This is a genomic window from Streptomyces sp. DSM 41931 (assembly GCF_050271085.1).
Classification (GTDB): Bacteria; Actinomycetota; Actinomycetes; order Streptomycetales; family Streptomycetaceae; genus Streptomyces; species Streptomyces albogriseolus.
On the sequence record NZ_CP189902.1, the window covers coordinates 6,623,793 to 6,645,573 of the forward strand.

Sequence of the window (21,781 nt, forward strand, 5' to 3'; positions counted from 1 at the left end):
CCCTGTCAGCGCTGCCGCGCCCGCTTCCCCTCCCGGTCGCGGCGGAAGCGGACCGGGAGACCGGACAGCCGTTCCCGCAGGCGGGTGAGGCGCGGGAGCCGTTCCCGCTGCTCCCGCGAGTGACGGTCCAGCTCCTCGAACAGCCGCCGGGTGCGGTGCTCGGTGTCCATCTCGTCGAGGATGCGGTTGACCTCCGTCAGCAGGGCGCCCAGCAGATGCCACCGCCGCGGGTCGCGCCCGGCCTCCTCGTACAGCAGCTCCGCCAGCTTGTCCCGGGTGCCAGCCGCCTGCCGCAGCTGCGAGGCGAGCCGCTCCTCCGCCGACTCGGCGTTGGCGCTCACGCTCGTGGTGACCAGCACGGCGAAGCTGACCACGGCGTCGGCGATCTCCGCCAGCAGCTCCTCGAAGATCTGCCCCGTCTCCTCGCCGAAGAGACGTTCCGGCTCCCGCTCCTTCGCCAGGTCCGTCAGTGTGCGGGCCAGCACCCGCAGCACCACCGTGCAGATCTCCAGCGTGTCCAGACCCGTGCGCAGCACCACCCGGTGCAGCAGTCCCTCCCGGACCCGCGGGTTGAGCCGCAGACTCTCCTCCGCCTGCCGCAGGTCGGCGTCCACCTCGCTGATGTCGTGGTCGAGCCGGCGTGCCTCGTGCAGCCGGGCCGCGGCGCGCGCGGCCGGCGGACGGCCCGCGGCCTCCTCGCCGATCCGCAGCATCAGCTGCCGCACCCGGCGCGCCAGCTCCTCGATGGACTCGCCGGCCTCCTCCACCCACACCGGCGGCGCCAGCAGCAGGTTGAACCCCATCCCGACGAAGGCGCCGATCAGCGTCTCGACGATGCGCGCCCAGGCGGTGTCCCCGTGGGTGGTCACGCCGAGCACCAGCATCGCGCTGATCGCCACCTCGGGCACGAACTCGCCCGCCCGCACGAGATGACCGGTGACCAGCGCCGCGAGGATCAGCAGACCGAGGCTCCACCAGGTCAGGCCCACCAGCAGGCTGAACAGGATCGCCAGCACCACGCCGGTCACCACGGAGTTCACCCGGCGCAGACCGGTCGTCAGCGTGGAGTACAGGGTGACCTGGACGACGAGCAGCGCCGTCAGGGGAGCGGTGAGCGGCGCGGCCTCGGGGCTCAGCCGGACCGCGATGACGTAGGCGAGCGTCGCCGCGGCCGCCGACCGCACCGTCTGCACGGTCAGCGGGTCACGGTGCTGCTTGAGGATCCGGACGGCAGGCTCGGTCATCTGGCGTACGACGTGCATCCTCGGACGGTTCCCCCTCCTCGCGTGTGACGAACGTGTTCCGTGTGACAGCAGTCGCCCGGGGGAGGGCAACGGGACCATGCCCCGTCGCCCGGCGGGCTACAGCTTGTCGATGAAGGCGAAGAGATTGTTCCGCGTGCGGTCGATCTGCTCCTCGAGGGTGAGGCTCTCCTCGAACCGCGCCCCGGTCTCCGGCACCTTCAGACCGCGCAGATACAGGGAGCAGGCCAGGTCGGTGCACATGTAGGCGCCGACCGAGTTGCCCTCCCGGCCCGCCGGGCCCGACTTGCGCGCGGTCATCAGCGCCACCCCGCCGCGTGGATGGGTCGTCAGACACAGTGAGCACATGCTGCGGTGGAGGAAGCCCCGCTGCGCGGGCTGGAAGCGCAGGGCCACGCCGACGAGCCGGTCCTGCCGCTCGACGACCAGATAGCTGCGGTCGGGCGCGCCCGGATCGCCCCAGCCCAGGAAGTCGAGGTCGTCCCACGGACGCCCGTCCAGGTCCCGGGGCACGCTCAGCCGCTTCGCCTCACCCTTCGAGCAGTTGATGAACGAACCGCGGATGTCCTGCTCGGTGAGTGCTCTCATGAGGTCGTCTCCTGTGATGTTCCATCAAACCTAGGGGGTCTAGGTTTCGGCGGCCAGCGTAGGGACCGGCCCCGTGCGGGAGCCAACGGTTTTCCGCCGCGCCCCGGTCCGCCGCCCGCCGCCCCGGCGCCCCCGCCCCGGGGCGCGCCGTACGCTGTACCGCAGTCGCGGAGGGGGAGGGGTACGCACGATGGGGGACTCCTGGGAACGGGCCCGCCGGGTGCTCGCGGACGCGGGACTGCCGCCCGGCGCCCTGGCCGGGGTGCGTCCGCTGGCCGGGGGCACCTACAACACCGTCGAGGAGATCCTCCTGTCCGACGGTACCCGGTACGTCCTGAAGGTCCCGCCCCCGCCCACCGTCCCCGGGCTGCGTCACGAGCGGCGGCTGCTGGTCGCGGAGGCCGGCTTCTGCGCCGGGGCGGAGCAGGCGGGGGTGCCCGCGCCGCGCGCCGTGTCCCTCGCCCCGGACGACACCGAACCGCATCTGCTGCTCACCGCGTGCCCGGGCGTGCCCTGGCCCGAGGCGGCGCCCGCCGGGGAGGAGCGCGAGGCCCTGCGCACGGAGCTGGGCCGCCAGGTGGCGCGGCTGCACCGGGTCACCGGAACCGCGTTCGGCTACCCCTCGGGCGCCCTCGGCCCGCTCGCCCCCGACTGGCGGACCGCCTTCACCGCGATGGCCGACGCCGTGCTCGCCGACGCCCGCGACCACCGCCCCTGGCTGCCCCTCCCCGTCGACGAGGTGGCCGCCGTGTTCCGGGCCGCCGCTCCGGCGCTGGACGCGGTCACCGTGCCGGTGCTGGTCCACTTCGACCTGTGGCCCGGCAACATCCTGGTGGACCGGCCGGCGGACGGACGCGCCCGGATCGGCGGACTGATCGACGGGGAGCGGATGTTCTGGGGCGACCCGCTCGCCGACTTCGTCTCCCTGGCGCTGCTCGACGACATCCGGCGGGACGACGCCTTCCTCGCCGGCTACGCGGAGGAGGGCGGCCCCGTGGTCCTCGACGAGGGCGCCCGTCTGCGCCTCGCTCTGTACGGCGCCTACCTCGACCTGATCATGCTCACCGAGACGGTGCCCCGGGCCGTGGGCGCCGAGGACGCGCGCCGGGTCCGGGAGCGCGTCGGCCCCCACCTGACCGCCACGCTGGAGGACATCGGCGAGGCGAGTAAGTTCACATCATGAACTAAGGGGGACGGAAAGTCGCGCCGGGCCGCCGCCCGGCGGTATGTTGCAGGTCGGGCCGGGTGCATGGGAGGGAAGCCACATGGCGGGGAACGGGCGCACGGTGCGCGACCTCAGACGGGCCAACCGCACGGCCGTGCTGCAGCGGCTCTACTTCGACGGCCCTCTCAGCCGCTTCGAACTCGGCCCCGCGACCGGCCTCAGCTCCGGCTCCGTCAGCAATGTCGTCGCCGACCTGATCGCGGACGGGCTGGTGGAGGAGGCGGGCAGCGTCGACTCCGACGGCGGCCGCCCCCGCACCCTGCTGCGCGTGGCCCCGGCGAGCGGTCACATGATCGGCGTGGACGTCGGCGAGACCCGCGTCCGCGTCGAGCTGTTCGACCTCGCCCTCACCGAGCTGGCCCGCACCGAACGCCCGCTGGAGCAGCAGCGGTACGAGGTCGAGGTCATCGTGGACCACATCCGCTCCGGCATCGACGAGGTGCTCGCCGCCGCGGACCTCGCTCCCGAACGGCTCCTCGGCGTGGGCATCGGCGTCCCCGGCATCGTCGAGCGCACCGCCGACCGGGGCGCGGTGGTGCACGGCCAGACCATCGGCTGGGACGCGGTCCCGCTGGAGTCCCTGCTCCGGGACGGCTCCCCGCTGCCCGACGGCGTGCCCTACTTCATCGACAACGGCGCCCGGACGCTCGGCCAGGCCGAGATGTGGTTCGGCGCCGGACGCGGCGCGGGCAACGCCCTCGTCGTCCTCTTCGGCTCCGGCGTCGGGGCCTGCCTGGTCACCCCCGAGGTGCGGCACGGCCGGGCGGTGGAGTGGGGGCACCTGACCGTCCGGGTCCGGGGCCGCCGCTGCCGCTGCGGCGCGCTGGGCTGCCTGGAGGCGTACGCGGGGGCGGAGTCGCTGCTCGCCCGCTGGCGCGAGGAGGGCGGCCGGGTCCCGGAGGACACCGACGAGGAGACGGCGCTCACCGCGATGCTCGCCGCCGCCTATCCGGCCGACGGCGCGGACGCCGATCCGGTCGCCCTGGCCGTGCTGGAGGAGACCGCCGAGTACCTGGGCGCGGGACTGTCCGACCTGATCAACCTGTTCCAGCCGGAACGCATCCTCATGGGCGGCTGGGCCGGCCTCCAGCTCGGCTCCCGCTTCCTGCCGGCCGTGCGCCGCCACGCCCTGTCGTACGCGCTGCGCCATCCGGCGGAGCGGGTCACGATCGAGCTGGGCAAGCTGGGCCCGGACGCGGTGACCGTCGGCGCGGCCATCCTGCCGCTCGCCGACTTCTTCGACCGGGGCGGCCGCCGCCCCGAGCCGGACCCGGCCGTCCCCGCGCCCGCCTGGCGCACGGCCCTGCGGGACCGCGTCCCGCGCTGAGACGCGTCGCGGTCTGCGCGGGCCGGCAGGCCGTCGTTCAGCGTCTTCGCGTGCGCTTGGCGCGCGGCGCTGGAGGAACGCGTGCCGGGCCGGGACGTCTCGCGGACTTCGCCGACCGGGCGCCCGCCGACCCGACGGACCCGCCTGGCGCGCGGCCCGCCGGGACCGCGTCCCGCGCCGGGGGCGGCGGGAGGTCAGCCGGTGGACTCGTCCGGCACCGGGGCCTCCGGATAGGACGCCGCCGAGTGCGGCGCGCCCTGGCGGCCCGTGCCCGCCTCGTCCGTGTCGGGCACGTCCTCGTCGGACTCCGGCCCGTCCGACTCCTCGGCCTTGCGCTCGCTCTCCCGCTCGGCGGCGGCCGGCGCGACCTCCCAGGGGTCCTCGTCGGGACCGGCCTGCTGGTCGGGCAGATCCCGGGGGACACCCACGCCGTTCTCACCGGGACCTTCGAGGCGATGGTCGGTCACGACGCTCTCCCTTCATCCGTACGGCCCTCGCGGGTACCCCGCGCGGGCCCGCGCAACCGCGCAGCTCAGCCCACCGCGCTGCCGTGCAGCGGCGCCGTGTTCTCCCCGGCGCCCTGCCGCATGCCCCGCAGGAACTCCTCCACCACCTGCGTCGCCGTGCGCGTCGGCCGCCAGCCGAGTTCCACCCGGGCCCGGGTGCAGTCCATCAGCGGCAGCCGCAGCACCGCGTCGAACAGGTGCGGGGACGCGGGCAGCAGGCGCAGCCCCCAGGCCGCGGCGACCGCCGACCGGGCCGCGGCGCGCGGCAGCCGCACCCGGCGCGTGCCCAGCATCTCGCCCAGCAGCTCCACGTCCACCGTCGGCTCCGCCGCGAGGTTGTACGGCCCCCGCGCCTGCGCGGACAGCACCGCCAGCCGGTACGCCTGCGCCGCGTCGTCCGTGTGCAGCACCTGCATCCGCAGACCGGGGATGTCGGGCAGGAACGGCAGGAGGTCGGGACGGGCCAGCTGCCCCGGCAGATGACGCCCCCCGAAGATGCGCCGCTGCTCGCTCGCCGACCCCCGCTTGAAGAGGAACGCGGGCCGCATCCGCACCACCCTGAGGGCGGGCCGGTCGCGCTCCACGATGTCCAGGGCCCGCTCCAGATAGGCCTTCTCCCGGCAGTACGCGGCGTCCGGCCAGCCGTGCGTCGGCCACGACTCGTCCACCGCGTGATCCTTCGGACCGGGGGAGTAGGCCCCCACCGAGGAGGCGTGCACCAGCGTCGGCACCTCCGCCCGGGCCACCGCGTCGAACACCCGCATGCTGCCGAGCACGTTGCTGCGCCAGGTGGTCGCGGGGTCGTGCGTGGGCTGGAACGCCCACGCCAGGTGGATCACCGCGTCGGCGCCCGCGAACTCCCGCACCAGGTCGAACCGGTCGGAGGCCAGGTCCACCGCCGCCCACTCGGTCTTCGGCGGCGACCAGTCGGGAAGCCGCCGGGCCAGCCCCCGTACGGAGCCCACCTCGGGTTCCTCCGAGAGGGCCCGCACCACGCTGGTCCCGACGTTTCCGGTGGCGCCCGTGACGACGACCCTGAGTCCCGTTGCGCTGCTCACGTTCCGCTCCCTCCGGCCGCACTGCTCCGCGGAGCGGTCCGGGTACCCCGCGGGCGGGCGGACTCACGCGGGCCGGGGCCGCGCGGGCGCGGGCACAGAAGAGAGCCCCGGCCGCGACGGGGGAATCACGGCCGGGGCGGCAACAGGTGGGCGCGCATGGCGGTCGCCTCTCGGCGAACGGCTCCACAGGGCTTCAGCCGGACGATCGTCCCTGTGGGCGAATGGTGAGGCCCGGGGACACTGTCCCATCCGCACCCACGGTCTGTTCAACGGGCAACTGCCTCGCTGTGTTCCGCCCGGGCCCCGGTTCCGCGGTGACGTGTGTCACCGCCTCCGCCGGCGGTCAGCGGCCCCGCGCCTCCGGGTCGAGGTCCGCCCACAGGTTCTCCGCCTGGAGCACCAGCGTGCCCAGCACCGCCGTCCGGGCCGGGCCCTGCCCTGCCTCCTGGGTCAGGCCCTCCTGGAGCCGGGTGTGCAGATCCCGCATCGCCGCCTCGGTCCGCCGGTCCAGCAGCGGGTCACCGGGGTTCTCCTCGCCCAGCAGCCGGTCCGCCTCGGCGCGGCAGCTGTCCCCGAGCAGCTCCAGCAGCTTTCCGTAGGCGCGCAGCACCTCCGGGTCGGGAGGGGCCGGAGAACGCTCCTCGTCCGCGGCGACGGCCAGGCTGCGGGTCAGAGCCATGACATGGCCGGTGATCCGGCCGAGCCGCTCGTCCTCGTCCTCCGACGGCAGCGCCTCCGTCGGCGCCCGGTGCAGCGTGCGCAGCATCCCGGACGTCAGCCGCATGCTCTCCCTGCTCCAGCCGCGCGCCGAGCGCAGCGCGTCCAGCCGGTCCTGGAGGCGCTGCGCCGCGTTCAGCCGGCCGACGGCCGTCTGCGCGTCCCACTCGCCCTCGCGCAGGTCCCCGGCGACGGCGCTCAGCACCTCGCCCGCCTCCCGGGCCAGCGCCGCCAGGTTCTCCCGCACGTCCCGCAGATGGACCGGCGGCAGGACGAGCGCGTTCACCGCGACGCCGATGACCGCGCCGAGCGCCGCCTGCCCCAGCCGGTGCCCCACGGCCTCCGCGCTCACCGTGCCCGAGGCGATGGTGAACACGGCCGTGGTCGCCGCGTAGATGCCCTGGTCGCCGAACCGGGACCAGTTCGACAGCAGCACCAGGACCGGAAGGGACAGGGCGAGCGCGCCCGTGGTGTCGTCGGTGACCGCCTGCGCCCCCGACGCCACCAGCGCGCCGATGCAGATCGCGGCGAACTGCCGTGCCCCCGTCACCAGCGAGCTGTACACGGTGGCCTGCACCAGCACCAGCGCGACCCACGGCGCCATCAGCGCCATCGGGTCGCCGAGCCACACCTGCGCCACCAGCCAGGCCAGCAGCGCCGCAAGGGCCGCCTTCAGCGACTGGACCAGCAGATCGCGTTCCCGCCCCGGCCCGCGGACGACGGCCCGCGCCGCCCGGCCCACCGAGCGCGCCTCCCAGCGCACCGCGTCCGCGGCCCGGGCCAGCCGCCCGGTCGTACCTCCGTCGTTCCCTGTCCCGTCGATCACCCGCGTCATGGGCCTGCGGTTTCCCTGCCGCACCGGAGAGCACGCATACGGAGTCTCAGGCCAGCGGGGAGTCGGCCAGCGACGCCAGCAGGTGCGCGGGATCGTCGTACACCACGTCCGCGCCCGCCTCGGTCAGGTCGGCGCGCGGGATGCCGCCGCACAGCAGGCCCACACAGCGCACCCCGGCCCGGGCGCCCGCCCGCATGTCCCACACCGTGTCTCCCACGAACACCGCGCGCTCGGCGGGCGCCCCGGCCAGCTCCAGCGCGTGCTCGACGGGCTCGGGAGCCGGCTTGCCCTCGTCGACGTCGTCGGCGCTCGCCGTCGCGGAGATCGCCCGGTCCGCGTCGATGGCCCGGCGCAGCGCGCCCAGCTCCGCCCCGCCGGCTGAGGTGGCGAGCACGACCGTCCAGCCGTCGTCGTGCAGACGCTCCAGCAGCCGCCCGGCGTCGGGCAGGGCCGGCAGCCGGTCGAAGTACTGCCCGTACAGCGTCTTGTGCGCGGCGCTCAGCTCCGCGTCCCGGGAGGCGTCCCGGCCCTCGCCGAGGACGTGTGCGATCAGGTCGGTGGAGGGCAGCCCCACGGCCCGGTGGACCGCGTGCATGGGCACCTGGTGCCCGGCCTGCCGGAACGCCTCCCACCAGGCCGTGACGTGCAGATGATTGGTGTCGGCCAGAGTGCCGTCGACGTCGAACACCGCCGCCCGTGTCATGAAGGTCCTTCCTCTCCTCGCGGACCGGTTCGGGTACCACCGCGGCCGCCCCCCACGCCCGCCGGCGTCCTGCGCTCCCGCGCCCAGGCGAGCAGCTCCTCCAGCGACCAGGTGGTGACCACCCGCTCGGGCGGCACCCCGCACTCCTCGGCGCGGGCGCACCCGAGGATCTGCCAGTCCAGCTGCCCGGGGGCGTGCGCGTCGGTGTCGACGGAGAACAGCACCCCCGCGTCCACCGCGCGCCGCAGCAGCCGCCGGGGCGGGTCGAGCCGCTCCGGCCGGCTGTTGATCTCCACGGCGGTGCCGGTCTCCGCGCACGCCGCGAACACCTCGTCCGCGTCGAACTCCGACTCCGGCCGTCCCCGCCCGCTCAGCAGCCGCCCGGTGCAGTGCCCGAGGATGTCGGAGTGCGGGTTCCGCACGGCGGCCACCATCCGGCGGGTCATCGACCGGGCGTCCATCCGCAGCTTGGAGTGCACGGACACCACGACCACGTCCAGCCGCTCCAGCAGCTCAGGCTCCTGGTCGAGGGAGCCGTCCTCGAGGATGTCGCACTCGATGCCGGTGAGCAGCCGGAACGGCGCCCATGTCTCGTTGAGCTCCGCCACCAGGTCCAGCTGCTCCCGCAGCCGCCCGGCCGTCAGCCCGCGCGCCACGGTCAGCCGGGGGGAGTGGTCCGTCAGCACCGCCCACTCGTGGCCCAGCGCGGCGGCCGTGCGGCCCATCTCCTCGACCGGGCTGCCCCCGTCGGACCAGTCGGAGTGCAGATGGCAGTCCCCGCGCAGCAGCGCCCGCAGCTCGCTTCCCGCCCGGTCCGCGGGCTCCCGTTCCGCCTCCTCGCGCAGCTTGTGCAGATACGCGGGGACCTGCCCGCCCAGCGCCTCCACCGCCACCTGCGCGGTCTTCGGCCCCACGCCCTTGAGCCGCTCCAGCGTTCCGGCGGCGGCCCGCTCGCGCACGTCGTCCGGGCCCAGTTCCGCCAGCGTGCGCGCCGCGGTGCGGAAGGCCCGTACGCGGTACGTCGGGGCCAGCGACCGCTCCAGCAGGAACGCGATCTCCTCCAGCGCCTCCACGGGGTCCATGGTCACCTCCTCGCTCCAGGGTTCCCCAGGGCGTACGGGGCCGCACGCCGCGTCGGGGGCGGTTGGCCCGCCCCGCCGCGGGTACTGCGACCGGGCACCCCCGACACCGACGACGAGGAGGCCCGAATGTCCCTCTCCACCCCCGTGAACGGCAAGGTCGCCGTGGTCACCGGCGCCGACTCCGGCATCGGGCGGGCCACCGCCGTGCGGCTCGCCGCCGCCGGCATGGACGTGGGCATCACTTACCACAACGACCGTGAGGGCGCGGAGGAGACCGCCGAGGAGGTGCGCGTCCACGGCTGCCGCGCCGAGGTCGCCCACCTGGACCTGACCGAGCTGCCCGGCGCCGCCGACACGGTGGACGAGCTGTGCGACCGGCTGGGACGCGTCGACGTGCTGGTCAACAACGCCGGCACCGGCACCATGACGCCGTTCCTCGACCTGGAGTTCGAGAAGGTGCGCGAGGTGCTCGACGTCGACCTGCTCGGCCCGTTCCTGTGCTCGCAGAAGGCGGCGCGGCACATGATCCGCCAGGGTGACGGCGGCCGGATCGTCAACGTGACGTCCGTGCACGAGCACCAGCCGCGGGTGGGCGCCGCCCCGTACTGCGCGGCCAAGGGCGGCCTCGGGCTGCTCACCCAGGTGATGGCCCTGGAGCTGGCCGAGCACGGCATCACGGTGAACGCGGTCGCCCCCGGAGAGATCGCCACCCCCATGACCGGCCAGGAGGACACCGACCCGCACACCGAGAGCCGCCCCGGCATCCCGCTCGGCCGCCCCGGTGACGCCCGGGAGGTCGCCGCGGTGATCGCCTTCCTGGCCGGCCCCGACGCCTCGTACGTCACCGGGGCCTCGTGGAGCGTGGACGGCGGGATGCTCCGTATGGGACCGCAGGCGGGGTCGCATCTGACGAGCCACGACTGGCGCCGGCCCTGAGGCGCCGGGGAGCGGACCCGGGCGTGATGTCGGGAAAGCCGTGATCATCCCGTTTGGGGCTACTCTCGATGCATGACCGAAAGCGCGAGTCCGTACATGTCGCAGCCGCGGATCATGGTGCTCGGGGTGCAGCCCGGACCTCCGCCGTTCCGGATCGTGGAGATCGACGGGGAGGTCGTCGGGGAGGCCAGGTCCATCACCGACGTGCTGCAGGCAGCCGTCGCGTACGGCATCACGGTGCACGACCTGGACGACCCCGACACGGTCCGCTGGGTGGGCGGGGACAAGTTCACCTGGTCCACGCGCCAGGCCCCCCGCGTCCGCGAGGAGCACAAGGAGAAGCCCTAGACAGCCGTACGCCTCCGCCCGCGGGGGACGGAGGCGTACACGGCACGCTGTGCCGCGGGCTCACTCCTTCTTGCGGCGTACGTGCACGGCCCTGCTCATCCGCCGGCCCACGAGCAGGTAACCGAGCAGCGCTCCGGCGGTGTTGAGGATGACGTCGTCGATGTCGAAGGCGCGGCCGGTGACCAGCGCGCCCTGCGCCACCTCGACCAGCAGCATCACCACGGCCGTCAGGACGAGGATGCGCAGGAAGCCCCGGGTGCGCGGGGCGACGACCGGTGCGAGCACCCCGAAGGGCACGCCCAGCAGGATGTTGCCGCCGATCTGCTTGACCGCGTCGCGCAGCGCGGGCTGGTCCAGGTAGGCCCGCAGGGAGCGGCCCGGGTGCAGATTGGTGTGCGTCAGGGCCTCCGAGGCGGGGGACGGCTGCAGCGTGAGCCGGGCCAGCACCACCGCGAAGACCACCATGAAGGCGAAGGCGCACAGGAGCACCAGCAGCCTGAGGGGCAGGGGGAGCGGTTGGGGGGCGGCGCGGGCCATCGGGAGTCCTCCAGTCGTCAACGTCCTTGAGTGTTACGGCGGTTACCCCCGGCCGGACCGGACAGTCCGGTCAGCCGGCGAAGGTGATCCGTACCCGTTCGAACCCCAGGGAGCGCAGCAGGCCCTGGAGCATCTCCCGGGTGTTGGCCTCCGCGCGCGCGGTCAGCCCGCTCTCCTCGGCCGCCTCCCGGATGTGCCGCACGGCGAGCTTCTGCACGGCCTGTTCGCTGTTGGGGTTGTCCGAGAACAGATCACCGAGGCGGTCGAGCAGGCCGCGCTGCTTGGAGACGGCGTAGGAGCGGTCCACGTCCAGCGCCGGGGTGCCGAGACGGGCGCGGGGCAGCCGCAGGACGGCGGAGGTGCGCTCCTCGTCCGTCCGGACGTCGCCCTCCTTCAGCCCGCCGAGGTCCACGTACGCGTCCACGGTGCCCGCGCCCACGTACAGGGTGCGGCTGCCGCGGACCGCGTCCGGCAGGAACTTGGTGTCCTTCTCCAGGTCCACCACCACCTGGAAGTTGCCCGAGGCGGCGTCGTAGCGGCTGATGTCCTGGATGGACTCCAGCAGCGCGGGCCCCGAGCGGTCTCGGGTCTCCGTGCCGAACAGGTCCTTCAAGCCCGGCAGTACGCTCAGCCGGATCCCGGCGAACAGCACGGCCAGCACCACCACCGTCGCGCCCAGCGCCTTCACCCAGCCGGGCACGCGCGCGGACGGTCGCTTCACTGGAGTCGTCATGGCGGCAGCCCTCCTTCCTCCCGTCCGCATTCCCGTCATCTCACGGAACAGACAGGGCAGTTGGGGGAAGGGCACCCGCACCGGGGGCACGGAGGGGGCGCACGGGCGGGCGGACCCGCGGCAGGGCTACACCGGCCCGGACCTCGACTCGGGCGCGGTCAGCGCCGCGTCCAGGGTGGGCCAGGGCGGCAGCAGACGGGTCAGGCCGGTGAGCCGCAGCATCCGCAGGGTCAGCGGATGGACGCAGACCAGCTGCAGCCGCCCGTCGGCGAGGCGGTGCCGGGCCCGGTGGAGCAGACGCAGCCCGGAGAGGTCGAAGAACTCGACGCGGGTCAGGTCGATGACGACGCGGGCGTCCGGCTCGGCGGTCGCCAGGTCCAGGTGCGGCACGATCTCCACGGCGGCCGCGATGTCGATCTCACCGTGGAACTCCAGCACGGTGTGGCCCCGGTCGCGGCGCACGCGCAGATGCCGCGTCAGCGGCGGGGGTTCGTACCGCACGACGCCATCGCCTCCAGCCTGCCGGGTGCTCCGGGGAGCGCCTCCGGCCCCAACACCGGTCCCCGGCACGCGAGTTACTTGCGGACGACTGCATTTGAGCATGTTCGAATGACATATGTCTTCGTCTTGCGACCGAGTTTTTCGCCACTTTGATCGATGACTGAAAGCGGGGAGCGCGGACAGGCGTCACTCAGACGGGGCCGGACCGCCCCGCATCCGACGCCGCGGAGGAGACATGGCACTGGTGACCACGGGCGTGGTGGTGCTCGACTGCGCCGAACCCGAGAAACTCGCCGAGTTCTACAAGGAGTTGCTGGAGGCGGAGCACGTCGACGCGAGCGCCAACCGGGTGGAGATCCGCGCCGCCGACGGCTTCCGCCTGGCGCTGCGCCGCGACGTGAACGCGACCGCGCCGAGCTGGCCGCGCCCGGAGAACTCCCTCCAGGCGCACCTGGAGTTCGTGGCGGAGGACCTGGACGGGGTGGAGCGGAGGATCGTGAGCCTGGGCGGCCGCCCGACGGAGAGCGGGGACTCGTCAGGCGCCGCCGAGGAACGGGGGTACGCCGACCCGGCGGGACACTCCTTCACGGTGCGCAGGGGTGTGCCGACGGCGCCCAAGCAGGGGTGAACACGCCGGAGGGGCCGACCGACGTCAGCCCCTCCGGCGTTCGAGGTGCGGGGTCCGGGGCTCGGGCCCCGTGACGGCTCCGGGTCAGTCCCGGCCCCCCTGATCGGGAACGGGCCACGTCCCCGTGGACCGTTCGATCGCCTTCGCACCGGCACGGTCCACCGCACTGCGCACCACCGCGAAGATCGCGCCCTGGATCGCGGCGGCCAGCAGAATCTCGCCCCAGCCGCGGTCGCGGTCCAGCGCGTCCGGCGCGTTGTCCTCCTTCCTGATCACCTTCCAGGTCTTCTGGAAGGCCATGCCCGCCACGGTGCCGCTGGTCCAGCCCAGCGCGAAGCCGATCGGCTTGTACGCCAGGGGCAGCTTCTTCTTCGCCTTCTTGCTCTTCTTCGCCACGTCGCTTCTCCTAGATCGGCTGCGTATCGATTGCGTCGTCAGGGATGGCCGGTCGGGCCGGAGGCCGGTCAGGGGCGGCCCCGCGCGGGGACCTCCTCCCCGGGCGGCACCGGACCGGGCGGGGATCCGTCACCGAACGGCCGGCCGCCCAGCTCCTCGCGGTGGTGAGGGGTCGTCCAGCCGGCCAGGCCGGGCCCGAGGGGGACGATGCCGGACGGGTTGATGCCGGTGTGCACCTGGTAGTAGTGCCGCTTGATGTGGTCGAAGTCGACCGTGTCGCCGAACCCCGGCGTCTGGTACAGGTCGCGGGCGTACGCCCACAGCACCCGGCTCTCCGTCAGCTTCCACAGGTTGCACTTGAAGTGGCCGTGGTAGACCGGGTCGAACCGCACCAGCGTGGTGAACAGCCGGATGTCCGCCTCGGTGACGGTGTCCCCGACCAGGTACCGCTGCCGCTCCAGCCGCTGCTCCAGCGACTCCAGCCGGCGGAACAGCCGTGTGCAGGCGGCCTCGTACTCCTCCTGCCCGGTGGCGAAACCCGCCCGGTACACACCGTTGTTGACGTCCCGGAAGACGTCGTCCATCACCGCGTCGATCTCGTCGCGCCGCTTCTCGGGGTACAGGTCGGGCGCCCCCTCGCGGTGCAGGGCCGTCCACTCGGTGGCGAAGTCCAGGGTGATCTGCTGGTAGTCGTTGGTGACCAGCTTCCCGCTGGGCACGTCCACGACGGCCGGCACGCTCACCCCGCCCGGATAATCCGTCTCCCGCCGGTCGTACGCCTCGCTGAGGTAGCGGATGCCGAGCACCGGGTCCCGGCCGTCCGGGTCCAGGGTGAAGCGCCAGCTCCGGTCGTCCTGGACCGGGTCCGCGACGGCCAGGGACACCGCGTCCTCCAGCCCCAGCAGCCGCCGCGACACCAGCGCCCGGCTCGCCCAGGGGCAGGCGCGGCTCACCACCAGCCGGTAACGCCCGGCCTCCACCGGCCAGCCGTCCCGCCCGTCCGCGGTGATCCGGTCCTGGAAGTGCGCCCGGGACCGTTTGAACGCCTTCCTGCCGTACGCACGGTTGCCGCCGCCCCCGTCGTCGCGGCCGCCCATGGTGGTCTCCCTCTGTCGTCGGTACCAGGTCGTCCCTGTCACCGCGTTCCCCGTTTTCCCCCGACCGCACGGTATGAGCTGCGCCGACCGGGGCAATCGCCCGTCGTGACTACACGATCGGATCGCAGAACACGGCTCACCGTCCTGGTGGCGCTCGCGGCCAACCTCGTGATCGCCGCCGCCAAGGCCATCGGCGGCCTGGTCGCGTCCTCCCCCGCGCTGCTGTCGGAGGCGGCGCACTCGGTGGCGGACAGCCTGAACGAGATCTTCCTGCTCGCCGCCCTGCGCCGCAGCCGCCGCCCGGCCGACCGCCGCCACCCCTTCGGCTACGGCAAGGAACGGTTCTTCTGGTCGCTGCTCGCGGCCGTCGGCATCTTCGTGATGGGCGGCTGCTTCTCCTTCTACCAGGGGATCGACGCCCTGCGGAACGGGGGAGAGGAGCACCTGAGCGGGTACGTCGCCGGGCTCGTCGTGCTCGGCGTGGCCCTCCTCGCCGAGGGCGGCTCGCTGCTGCGCGCCCTCTACCAGGTGCGCCGCCAGGGCGGCGGAATGGGCGATCCGGCGCTGCGCACGGTGATCGCCGAGGACGGCACCGCGGTCGTCGGCGTCGTCCTCGCCATGGCCGGCATGGCGCTGCACATGGTCACCGGGCAGGTGGTGTGGGAGGCGTCCGCCTCGCTCGCCATCGGGCTGCTGCTGGGATACGTCGCCTACCGGCTCGGCCGCGAGGCCCGGGACCAGCTCATCGGTGAGGCCGCCGACCCGCGGGCGAGCGACCGGATCCGGGAACTGCTGCGCGCCCAGCCCGAGATCGACAGCGTGGAGGCGCTGTTCACCATGAAGACCGGGCTCGACACCGCCCTGGTGGCCGCCCGCGTCGATCTGGTGCCGGGACTGGACAGCGAGCGGGTGGAACAGGTCGCCGTGCGCATCAAGCGGTCCATCGTCCGGGTGGTCCCCGAGGCGGCCCAGGTCTTCCTGGACGTCACCGAGCGCGGCGCGGCGGAGGCATGGGAGGGCCCCGCCGCGACGGGGGAACGCGGCGGGGCCTGACGCTCGTCTGCCCGGCGGCCCGGGCTTCATGCGCGACCGGTCCGGGAAATCCTCCCGGACCGCCGCGCCGGCCCCGTCAGACCTGGCCGGACCGCTCCAGCACGAGGACCGGGATCTCCCGGCTGGTCTTCTTCTGGTACTCCTCGTACTGCGGGAAGGCCTCGACCGCGCGCTTCCACCACTCGGCCTTCTCCTCACCGGTGACCTCACGGGCCGTCATGTCCCACTTGGCGGGGCCGTCCTGGAGCTCGACCTGCGGATGGGCCTTCAGGTTGTGGTACCAGACCGGGTGCTGGGGCGCGCCGCCCAGCGAGGCGACCACCGCGTACCGGCCCTCGTGCTCCACCCGCATCACCGGGGTCTTGCGCAGCTTGCCGCTCTTCGCGCCCCGGCTGGTGAGCAGGACGACCGGCTTTCCCTGCAGCGTCGTCCCCTTCGTACCGCCGGACCGCTCGATCAGGTCCACCTGTTCCCGCACCCAGGCCGTCGGGCTGGGCTCGTACTCGCCTTCGAGAGGCATGGCATCCGTCCCATCTTCTCGCGTCGTACGGCCGAGTCGATCATCGCTCCACGCCCGCCGCACCCGGACGTCGTCCGGGCCGGGCGTGTCCCGGCCGTGGAGGACCAGTGCCCAGCAAACACCGTCCGACCCCCGCCGTGCGGCCAGGACGGGCGGGCGAGTCGCGAGCGGTTTCCCCGGACGCACGCCCGTCCGCGCCCTGCAGCCCCTCTCGGCGGGGCAAGGGCGTGACCGACCCCGGGAGGCCGGACCGTGACAGCACCGGCCCCGGAACCGCCCGGCCCGGCGGCTCTGCCCACACCGAGCGCGGGTACGCCGGGCGGTTCCGGCACGGCCGGGCGCTGATCGCGGTCCGCGCACCGGCATCGGTCCTGTGCCGACCACCGGTTCCGGTGGGATCGCTGCGTACCGTTCCCGGTCCGCCCAGGCCCAGCACGCGGGCCGCCCGCGCCAAGCAGCGGTACCGGATCGCGGGCCGATCACGACGGCACGGGCGACGCGGCGGGCACGGGCGACGCGGCGGGCACGGGGGCCGGCGTCCTGTGCCCGCTGCATACCGCTCCTGCTCCGCCCGAGCCCAGCACAGAGGGCGGCCGCTCGCGCTGAGCGGCGCTACCGGGTCGCGGCGATCCGGTCGGCGTGCCGAGCACCGGGACTCGGACCCGTGCCCGCCGCTCGCCCCCGGGCTGCGGGGTCCCTCAGCCCGGCGTCAACGCCATCCGCAGCGCGAGTGCCGTCATCACCCCGCTCGCCACCAGGGCCGTCGCCAGCCGGCCCCGGTGGCCGGTCAGCGCACGGCCCAGCAGGGCGCCGCCGGCGGCCAGGAGGACCTGCCAGCTCGCCGAGGCCGCGAAGGCCGCCGTCACGAACACGGACCGCTCCGCCGCCCCGGCCGCCGACCCGCCCTGCGAGCCGAGCACCAGCGCCGCGAAGTAGATCACCGTGGTCGGGTTGAGCAGGGTGAGGCCCAGCAGCGCCAGATACGCCCGCAGGGCGCCCGGAGGCGCGGACGCGGCGCGGGCGGCGAGCCGCCGGCCGCGGTACTCCCGTACCGCGCCGACCGCGCCCCACGCCGCCAGCGCGGCCAGGACGAGGACGCACACCCAGCGCAGCGGGCCCAGGACGGGGCGCAGCGCCGACGCGAGCGCGGAACCGCCGAGGACCGCGGCGAGCGCGTACAGACCGTCGGCCGTGGCGACGCCGAGGGCCGCACACACCCCGGTGCGCAGGGTCGTACGGGCGGCGAGGGAGACGAGGCAGGCGCCGACGGCGCCCACCGGGACCGCGATGCCGTACCCGGCCAGCAGTCCCGCGAGCAGCGCGGCGGTCACGGACGCGGGGGAGTCGTGCCTTCCTGGGCGCCTGACTGCCGCTGTCGGCCCGCGACGACGACGAGGGCGGACGGCGGCAGCGGGACCATGTGCGTGGACATGGGCAGGATCCTCGGTCCCGCCGCCCGGTACCGGCAAACGGTTTTGCGTGGCTAGGGTGCCGGGGTGACCGACAAGCCCTTCCTCTACGTCGTCGTCTGCGCCGCCGGAGTCGCCGCGGACGTCAGCAAGCTGATCACCGCGGCCCAGGAGCGGGACTGGGAGGTCGGCGTCATCGCCACCCCGACGGCGATGAACGGCTTCTTCGACGCCGCCGCCGTCGAGACGGGGACCGGCCGCCCGATCCGCTCCGCCTGGCGCCGCCCCGGCGACCCGCGCCCCTTCCCGGCGCCCGACGCCGTGGTGGTCGCCCCGGCCACCTTCAACACCGTCAACAAGTGGGCGGCCGGCATCGCCGACACCCTCGCCGTCGGCACCCTGTGCGAGGCGGCCGGGCTCGGCGTGCCGATCGCCGTCCTGCCCTGCGTCGCCGACGCGCTGGCCGCCCACCCCGCCTACCGGGACGCCGTCGCCCGGCTGCGCGGCATGGGCGTCCGCTTCGGCGACCCGTACGCGGGGCAGGACGAAGTGGACGGCGGGCGGCGGGAGTTCGGCTGGGAGCGGGCCCTGGACCTGCTGCGAAGCGGCTGAGCGGCACCCCGCTTCGAGTACGCGCGAACACGTACGCTCGCTCCTGCGACAGCAACCGTTCCCGACGGCAGGAGCAGCAACGATGCAGTACGTGAAGCTCGGTTCGACGGGTCTTGAGGTCTCGCGCGTCTGCCTGGGCTGCATGACCTACGGCGACCCCGGCCGCGGCAGCCACGGGTGGACCCTCGACGAGGAGGCGTCCCGGCCGCTGATCCGGCAGGCGCTGGAAGCGGGGATCACCTTCTTCGACACCGCCAACGTGTACTCGGACGGCACCAGCGAGGAGATAGTCGGCCGGGCGCTGCGCGACTTCGCCCGCCGCGACGACGTAGTCCTCGCCACCAAGGTGCACGGCCGGATGCGGCCAGGACCCAACGGCGCGGGGCTCTCCCGCAAGGCGATCATGACCGAGCTGGACCACAGTCTGCGCCGTCTCGGCACCGATTACGTCGACCTCTACCAGATCCACCGCTGGGACCCGCACACGCCGGTCGAGGAGACGATGGAGGCGCTGCACGACGTCGTCAAGGCGGGCAAGGTCCGCTACCTCGGGGCCAGTTCGATGTACGCCTGGCAGTTCTCCAAGGCGCAGTACACCGCGAAGCTGCACGGCTGGACCACGTTCGTGTCCATGCAGAACCACTACAACCTGCTCTACCGCGAGGAGGAGCGGGAGATGCTGCCGCTCTGCGCCGACCAGGGTGTCGGCGTGCTGCCGTGGAGCCCGCTCGCCCGCGGCCGGCTCACCCGCGACTGGAACGTCACGACGGAGCGCAGCGCCGCCGACCGGTTCGGCAGCACCCTCTACCAGGAGGGGGACCGCGCGATCGTCGAGGCGGTCGCCCGTGTCGCCGGGGCACGCGGCGTCCCCCGCGCCCAGGTCGCCCTCGCCTGGCTTCTCCACCAGGACACGGTCACCGCGCCCGTCGTCGGCGCGGCGAAACCGTCCCACATCGAGGACGCGGTGGCCGCCGTCGACCTCACCCTGACGGACAAGGAACTCGACGAACTCGGCGAGCCGTACGCCCCGCACCCGATCGCGGGTCACTGACGCGCCGTACCGCGGCCGGGGCCGCCCACCTCCGTGGAGCGGCCCCCGCCGGGGTCACTCCATGTCCGCCAGCGCCAGTTCCGCCCAGATCGTCTTGCCCTCCGTCGTGTGGCGGGTGCCCCAGCGCTGGGTGAGCTGCGCGACCAGCAGCAGGCCGCGGCCGCCCTCGTCCCAGGTCTTGGCGCGGCGCAGGTGCGGAGCCGTGTGGCTGGTGTCGGAGACCTCGCAGATCAGGGTCGCCGCGTCGTGGATCAGCCGCAGCCGGATCGGCGGGGCGCCGTAGCGGATGGCGTTGGTGACCAGCTCGCTCACCACCAGTTCCGCCGTGAACGACGCGCCGATGAGCTCCCACGCGGCGAGCTGGTCGAGAACCTGCTTGCGGATGGGGGCCACCAGCGCCGGATCGGCCGGGATGTCCCAGGTGGCGACCTGGGAGGACGGCAGACCGCGCAGGCGTGCCATCAGCAGCGCCACGTCGTCGGTCGCGCCGCCCGGCGCCAGCACGCTGTTCAGCACCCGGTCGCATGTCTCGTCCAGCGGACCCGACGCACCGGACAGCGCCTCGAGCAGCAGGGCCTCGCCCCGGTCGGCGTCCTGCCCCCGCGAGGTGACCAGCCCGTCGGTGTAGAACGCCAGCACGCTGTCGTCGGACAGCTCGAACTCCGCCGACTCGAACGGCAGCCCGCCGAGCCCCAGCGGCGGCCCCGACGGCAGCTCGAGGTGGAGCGCGGGCCCGCCCGGCGGGATCACCACGGGCGGCGGATGCCCCGCCCGGGACAGCGTGCAGCGCCGCGACACCGGGTCGTACACCGCGTACAGACAGGTCGCGCCGACCTCCCCGGGCCCGGAGTCGCCGCCCGCCTCCTCGGACAGGTGCAGCACCAGGTCGTCGAGGTGGGTGAGCAGCTCGTCGGGGGCGAGGTCGATGTCGGCGAGGGTGCGCACGGCCGTGCGCAGCCGGCCCATCGTCGCCGACGCCTGGATGCCGTGCCCCACGACGTCCCCGACGACCATGGCGACCCGCATCCCGGACAGCGGGATCACGTCGAACCAGTCGCCGCCCACCCCGGAGCGCGCGGCCGGCAGATAGCGGGTGGCGGCCTCCAGGGCGGCCGTCCGCGGCAGGGTCCGGGGCAGCAGACTCCGCTGGAGGGTGAGCGTGGTCTCCCGCTCCCGCGAGTAGCGGCGGGCGTTGTCGATGCAGACGGCGGCGCGCGCGGTGACCTCCTCGGCCAGCAGCACGTCGTCGTGGGTGAACGCCTCCGGCTGGCTGAAGCGGGTGAAGGCGGCCACCCCGAGGGTCGTGCCGCGCGCCTGGAGCGGCACGGACAGCATCGAGTGCACGCCGAACCTCTCGATCCGCCGGGCCTGCGTCTCGTCCGCGGACAGCCAGGAGTCGAGGTCGCCGGCCGGCACGGAGGCGACGATGCTGTGCCCGGCGACCAGCGAGTCCGCCTGCGGCGAGTCCGCCGGATACTCGACGACCTCGCCCACCTGGGTGACGGCCTCCGGCGTGTCGTCGGTCAGCGCCCGCTGGGCGACCCGGCGCAGCGACACCGGCGGGGACAGCCGGCCGGGCGTCTCGTCCTCGCCCTCCTCCGGCTCGAGCAGCTCCACACAGACGAAGTCGGCGAGCGCGGGCACGCAGACGTCCGCCAGCTCCTGCGCCGTCCGGGTGACGTCCAGGGTGGTGCCGATGCGCGAGCTGGCCTCGTTGACCAGCTGGAGCCGCTCCCGGGCCCGGAACTGCTCGGTGAAGTCGTGGGCGGTCACGCACACGCCCCGCACCCGCCCCGACCGGTCGGTGAGCGGCGCCAGCCGGGCCAGCCAGGCGTGCGCGTGGTTCTCGGCCCTGGCCTTCATATGGGTCTGCATGTCGTGCGGCCGCCCGGTGCGCAGCACGTGCCGCAGCTGCCGCTCCAGCTCGCTGTGCTGCGGGCGGCCCCCGATGTCGGTGGGGCGCAGCCCGCGCAGATGGTCGGCCGGCAGGCCGAGGAGCCGGGCCATCGCGTCGTTGACCCCGCGCAGCCGCAGCCCCTGGTCGAAGACCATCGTGGCGCACGGCGACTGGAAGACGGCCTTCCTGACCAGCGGATCGTCGGGAAGGTCGTGGTCGGTGGCCTCCAGCGGGGTGACCGCGAGCCACTCGCCGGGGCCGTCGCCGCCGGGCTGCCGGTGGTGGGCGAGCACCCAGACGCTCACCGTGCCGCCGTCGCGGTGGCGCAGCACCAGCGTGCCGCTCCAGCGGTCGGCGGGCAGCGGGAACGGCCCCGTGCTGTCGGCCAGCAGCTCGGAGGCGGGGCGGCCGACGACCTCCTCGGCCCGGTGTCCCAGCAGCAGGCGCGCTCCCTCGCTCCACCGCGCGAGCGTGCCGTCGGCGGCGATGACGGCCCGGGCCGTCACCGCATCGTCGAACGGGTCGTCCGGCCTCATCGTCGCCACTCCATCGCGCACACTCACCGTGAACCGGTGTATCGCCAGAGTCCCAGCCTAGTGGGTCCGCGCGCGACATGAACGGGAACCGGTGCCGCCGCCTCCGCGGCATCCCGGAGGGCTCTCGTCGTGTCACGACCGTTGACGGGGTGTCACTTCTGCCACAACCATGGGCGGCGCACGGAGTTGGGAGCGCTCCCATTCGCGCCCCCGTCCCCCGTACC

General features: G+C 74.1%; 23 protein-coding genes. 8 read left to right on the plus strand and 15 right to left on the minus strand.

What is annotated here, in order from left to right; translation table 11 throughout:
• Positions 1 to 5: 5 nt before the first annotated feature.
• Positions 6 to 1,262, minus strand: a complete 1,257-nt coding sequence (locus ACP7TJ_RS30325; protein WP_189911261.1) for an FUSC family protein — start codon at positions 1,260 to 1,262, stop codon at positions 6 to 8.
• Positions 1,263 to 1,361: 99 nt separating this feature from the next.
• Positions 1,362 to 1,850, minus strand: coding sequence for an FBP domain-containing protein (locus tag ACP7TJ_RS30330; protein WP_093769146.1), 489 nt, complete (start codon positions 1,848 to 1,850; stop codon positions 1,362 to 1,364).
• A gap of 190 nt (positions 1,851 to 2,040) precedes the next feature.
• Between ACP7TJ_RS30330 and ACP7TJ_RS30335 the strand changes: the two genes are divergently transcribed.
• Together ACP7TJ_RS30335 and ACP7TJ_RS30340 are read left to right on the plus strand one after the other, a co-directional pair.
• Positions 2,041 to 3,033, plus strand: coding sequence for a phosphotransferase family protein (locus ACP7TJ_RS30335; RefSeq protein WP_367540965.1), 993 nt, complete (start codon positions 2,041 to 2,043; stop codon positions 3,031 to 3,033).
• Between the two features lie 82 nt (positions 3,034 to 3,115).
• Positions 3,116 to 4,402 carry an ROK family protein gene (locus ACP7TJ_RS30340; RefSeq protein ID WP_427766796.1) on the plus strand — a complete coding sequence of 429 codons (1,287 nt, stop codon included), beginning with the start codon at positions 3,116 to 3,118 and terminating at the stop codon, positions 4,400 to 4,402.
• Positions 4,403 to 4,596: 194 nt separating this feature from the next.
• Here the strand turns inward: ACP7TJ_RS30340 and ACP7TJ_RS30345 are convergent, their stop codons facing one another.
• The 5 genes from ACP7TJ_RS30345 to ACP7TJ_RS30365 form a co-directional block, all read right to left on the minus strand.
• The gene (locus tag ACP7TJ_RS30345; protein ID WP_093769143.1) at positions 4,597 to 4,869 is read right to left on the minus strand and encodes a hypothetical protein; all 273 of its coding nucleotides are present in this window, start codon (positions 4,867 to 4,869) and stop codon (positions 4,597 to 4,599) included.
• Between the two features lie 65 nt (positions 4,870 to 4,934).
• A complete protein-coding gene (locus ACP7TJ_RS30350; RefSeq protein WP_093769142.1) occupies positions 4,935 to 5,966 on the minus strand; it encodes an SDR family oxidoreductase in 1,032 nt (343 codons plus the stop codon).
• Positions 5,967 to 6,309: 343 nt separating this feature from the next.
• Positions 6,310 to 7,518, minus strand: coding sequence for an FUSC family protein (locus ACP7TJ_RS30355; RefSeq protein ID WP_246532117.1), 1,209 nt, complete (start codon positions 7,516 to 7,518; stop codon positions 6,310 to 6,312).
• 46 nt (positions 7,519 to 7,564) lie between these two features.
• On the minus strand, positions 7,565 to 8,221 hold the full coding sequence (locus tag ACP7TJ_RS30360) for an HAD family hydrolase (protein WP_266403421.1): 657 nt from the start codon (positions 8,219 to 8,221) through the stop codon (positions 7,565 to 7,567).
• The gene (locus ACP7TJ_RS30365; protein ID WP_193457243.1) at positions 8,218 to 9,303 is read right to left on the minus strand and encodes a PHP domain-containing protein; all 1,086 of its coding nucleotides are present in this window, start codon (positions 9,301 to 9,303) and stop codon (positions 8,218 to 8,220) included. The genes ACP7TJ_RS30360 and ACP7TJ_RS30365 overlap by 4 nt, the downstream gene beginning before the upstream one ends.
• A gap of 126 nt (positions 9,304 to 9,429) precedes the next feature.
• On the opposite strand from ACP7TJ_RS30365, the gene ACP7TJ_RS30370 reads away from it, so the two are divergent.
• Together ACP7TJ_RS30370 and ACP7TJ_RS30375 are read left to right on the plus strand one after the other, a co-directional pair.
• Positions 9,430 to 10,239 carry an SDR family oxidoreductase gene (locus tag ACP7TJ_RS30370; protein ID WP_376724405.1) on the plus strand — a complete coding sequence of 270 codons (810 nt, stop codon included), beginning with the start codon at positions 9,430 to 9,432 and terminating at the stop codon, positions 10,237 to 10,239.
• A 72-nt stretch (positions 10,240 to 10,311) separates the two neighbouring features.
• Positions 10,312 to 10,587, plus strand: a complete 276-nt coding sequence (locus ACP7TJ_RS30375; RefSeq protein WP_093769138.1) for a hypothetical protein — start codon at positions 10,312 to 10,314, stop codon at positions 10,585 to 10,587.
• A 60-nt stretch (positions 10,588 to 10,647) separates the two neighbouring features.
• Here ACP7TJ_RS30375 and ACP7TJ_RS30380 read toward each other — a convergent pair whose 3' ends face one another.
• From ACP7TJ_RS30380 to ACP7TJ_RS30390, 3 genes are all read right to left on the minus strand, one after another.
• Entirely contained in the window at positions 10,648 to 11,124 is a 477-nt protein-coding gene (locus tag ACP7TJ_RS30380; protein ID WP_093769137.1) for a VanZ family protein, read from the minus strand.
• Between the two features lie 70 nt (positions 11,125 to 11,194).
• Positions 11,195 to 11,857, minus strand: a complete 663-nt coding sequence (locus tag ACP7TJ_RS30385) for a DUF4230 domain-containing protein (protein ID WP_167743869.1) — start codon at positions 11,855 to 11,857, stop codon at positions 11,195 to 11,197.
• A gap of 126 nt (positions 11,858 to 11,983) precedes the next feature.
• Positions 11,984 to 12,358, minus strand: a complete 375-nt coding sequence (locus tag ACP7TJ_RS30390) for an STAS domain-containing protein (protein WP_193457241.1) — start codon at positions 12,356 to 12,358, stop codon at positions 11,984 to 11,986.
• 235 nt (positions 12,359 to 12,593) lie between these two features.
• On the opposite strand from ACP7TJ_RS30390, the gene ACP7TJ_RS30395 reads away from it, so the two are divergent.
• Positions 12,594 to 12,986 (plus strand): VOC family protein, encoded by a 393-nt coding sequence (locus tag ACP7TJ_RS30395; protein ID WP_093769134.1) that lies wholly within the window; start codon positions 12,594 to 12,596, stop codon positions 12,984 to 12,986.
• A gap of 84 nt (positions 12,987 to 13,070) precedes the next feature.
• Here ACP7TJ_RS30395 and ACP7TJ_RS30400 read toward each other — a convergent pair whose 3' ends face one another.
• Complete coding sequence (locus tag ACP7TJ_RS30400) at positions 13,071 to 13,382, minus strand: DUF4235 domain-containing protein (RefSeq protein WP_093769133.1); 312 nt, start codon at positions 13,380 to 13,382, stop codon at positions 13,071 to 13,073.
• Between the two features lie 68 nt (positions 13,383 to 13,450).
• The gene (locus ACP7TJ_RS30405; protein ID WP_093769132.1) at positions 13,451 to 14,479 is read right to left on the minus strand and encodes a glutathione S-transferase family protein; all 1,029 of its coding nucleotides are present in this window, start codon (positions 14,477 to 14,479) and stop codon (positions 13,451 to 13,453) included.
• A gap of 105 nt (positions 14,480 to 14,584) precedes the next feature.
• Between ACP7TJ_RS30405 and ACP7TJ_RS30410 the strand changes: the two genes are divergently transcribed.
• Positions 14,585 to 15,532, plus strand: a complete 948-nt coding sequence (locus ACP7TJ_RS30410) for a cation diffusion facilitator family transporter (protein ID WP_167743867.1) — start codon at positions 14,585 to 14,587, stop codon at positions 15,530 to 15,532.
• Positions 15,533 to 15,608: 76 nt separating this feature from the next.
• Here ACP7TJ_RS30410 and ACP7TJ_RS30415 read toward each other — a convergent pair whose 3' ends face one another.
• The gene (locus ACP7TJ_RS30415) at positions 15,609 to 16,052 is read right to left on the minus strand and encodes a nitroreductase family deazaflavin-dependent oxidoreductase (RefSeq protein WP_093769130.1); all 444 of its coding nucleotides are present in this window, start codon (positions 16,050 to 16,052) and stop codon (positions 15,609 to 15,611) included.
• Between the two features lie 698 nt (positions 16,053 to 16,750).
• The gene (locus ACP7TJ_RS30420; protein WP_367547831.1) at positions 16,751 to 17,383 is read right to left on the minus strand and encodes a LysE family transporter; all 633 of its coding nucleotides are present in this window, start codon (positions 17,381 to 17,383) and stop codon (positions 16,751 to 16,753) included.
• A gap of 165 nt (positions 17,384 to 17,548) precedes the next feature.
• On the opposite strand from ACP7TJ_RS30420, the gene ACP7TJ_RS30425 reads away from it, so the two are divergent.
• The gene (locus tag ACP7TJ_RS30425; RefSeq protein WP_093769128.1) at positions 17,549 to 18,073 is read left to right on the plus strand and encodes a flavoprotein; all 525 of its coding nucleotides are present in this window, start codon (positions 17,549 to 17,551) and stop codon (positions 18,071 to 18,073) included.
• An 82-nt stretch (positions 18,074 to 18,155) separates the two neighbouring features.
• Complete coding sequence (locus tag ACP7TJ_RS30430) at positions 18,156 to 19,124, plus strand: aldo/keto reductase (protein ID WP_093769127.1); 969 nt, start codon at positions 18,156 to 18,158, stop codon at positions 19,122 to 19,124.
• A gap of 54 nt (positions 19,125 to 19,178) precedes the next feature.
• On the opposite strand, the gene ACP7TJ_RS30435 is transcribed toward ACP7TJ_RS30430, so the two are convergent.
• On the minus strand, positions 19,179 to 21,557 hold the full coding sequence (locus ACP7TJ_RS30435; protein WP_427766810.1) for a SpoIIE family protein phosphatase: 2,379 nt from the start codon (positions 21,555 to 21,557) through the stop codon (positions 19,179 to 19,181).
• Positions 21,558 to 21,781 lie beyond the last annotated feature (224 nt).

Coding starts and splice junctions, on each gene's coding strand:
- ACP7TJ_RS30370 (WP_376724405.1), top strand. CDS start 9,430: ATGTCCCTCTCCACCCCCGTGAACGGCAAGGTCGCCGTGGTCACCGGC.
- ACP7TJ_RS30335 (WP_367540965.1), top strand. CDS start 2,041: ATGGGGGACTCCTGGGAACGGGCCCGCCGGGTGCTCGCGGACGCGGGA.
- ACP7TJ_RS30430 (WP_093769127.1), top strand. CDS start 18,156: ATGCAGTACGTGAAGCTCGGTTCGACGGGTCTTGAGGTCTCGCGCGTC.
- ACP7TJ_RS30415 (WP_093769130.1), bottom strand. CDS start 16,052: ATGCCTCTCGAAGGCGAGTACGAGCCCAGCCCGACGGCCTGGGTGCGG.
- ACP7TJ_RS30380 (WP_093769137.1), bottom strand. CDS start 11,124: ATGGCCCGCGCCGCCCCCCAACCGCTCCCCCTGCCCCTCAGGCTGCTG.
- ACP7TJ_RS30365 (WP_193457243.1), bottom strand. CDS start 9,303: ATGGACCCCGTGGAGGCGCTGGAGGAGATCGCGTTCCTGCTGGAGCGG.
- ACP7TJ_RS30405 (WP_093769132.1), bottom strand. CDS start 14,479: ATGGGCGGCCGCGACGACGGGGGCGGCGGCAACCGTGCGTACGGCAGG.
- ACP7TJ_RS30395 (WP_093769134.1), top strand. CDS start 12,594: ATGGCACTGGTGACCACGGGCGTGGTGGTGCTCGACTGCGCCGAACCC.
- ACP7TJ_RS30340 (WP_427766796.1), top strand. CDS start 3,116: ATGGCGGGGAACGGGCGCACGGTGCGCGACCTCAGACGGGCCAACCGC.
- ACP7TJ_RS30330 (WP_093769146.1), bottom strand. CDS start 1,850: ATGAGAGCACTCACCGAGCAGGACATCCGCGGTTCGTTCATCAACTGC.
- ACP7TJ_RS30375 (WP_093769138.1), top strand. CDS start 10,312: ATGACCGAAAGCGCGAGTCCGTACATGTCGCAGCCGCGGATCATGGTG.
- ACP7TJ_RS30355 (WP_246532117.1), bottom strand. CDS start 7,518: ATGACGCGGGTGATCGACGGGACAGGGAACGACGGAGGTACGACCGGG.
- ACP7TJ_RS30385 (WP_167743869.1), bottom strand. CDS start 11,857: ATGACGACTCCAGTGAAGCGACCGTCCGCGCGCGTGCCCGGCTGGGTG.
- ACP7TJ_RS30325 (WP_189911261.1), bottom strand. CDS start 1,262: ATGCACGTCGTACGCCAGATGACCGAGCCTGCCGTCCGGATCCTCAAG.
- ACP7TJ_RS30360 (WP_266403421.1), bottom strand. CDS start 8,221: ATGACACGGGCGGCGGTGTTCGACGTCGACGGCACTCTGGCCGACACC.
- ACP7TJ_RS30435 (WP_427766810.1), bottom strand. CDS start 21,557: ATGAGGCCGGACGACCCGTTCGACGATGCGGTGACGGCCCGGGCCGTC.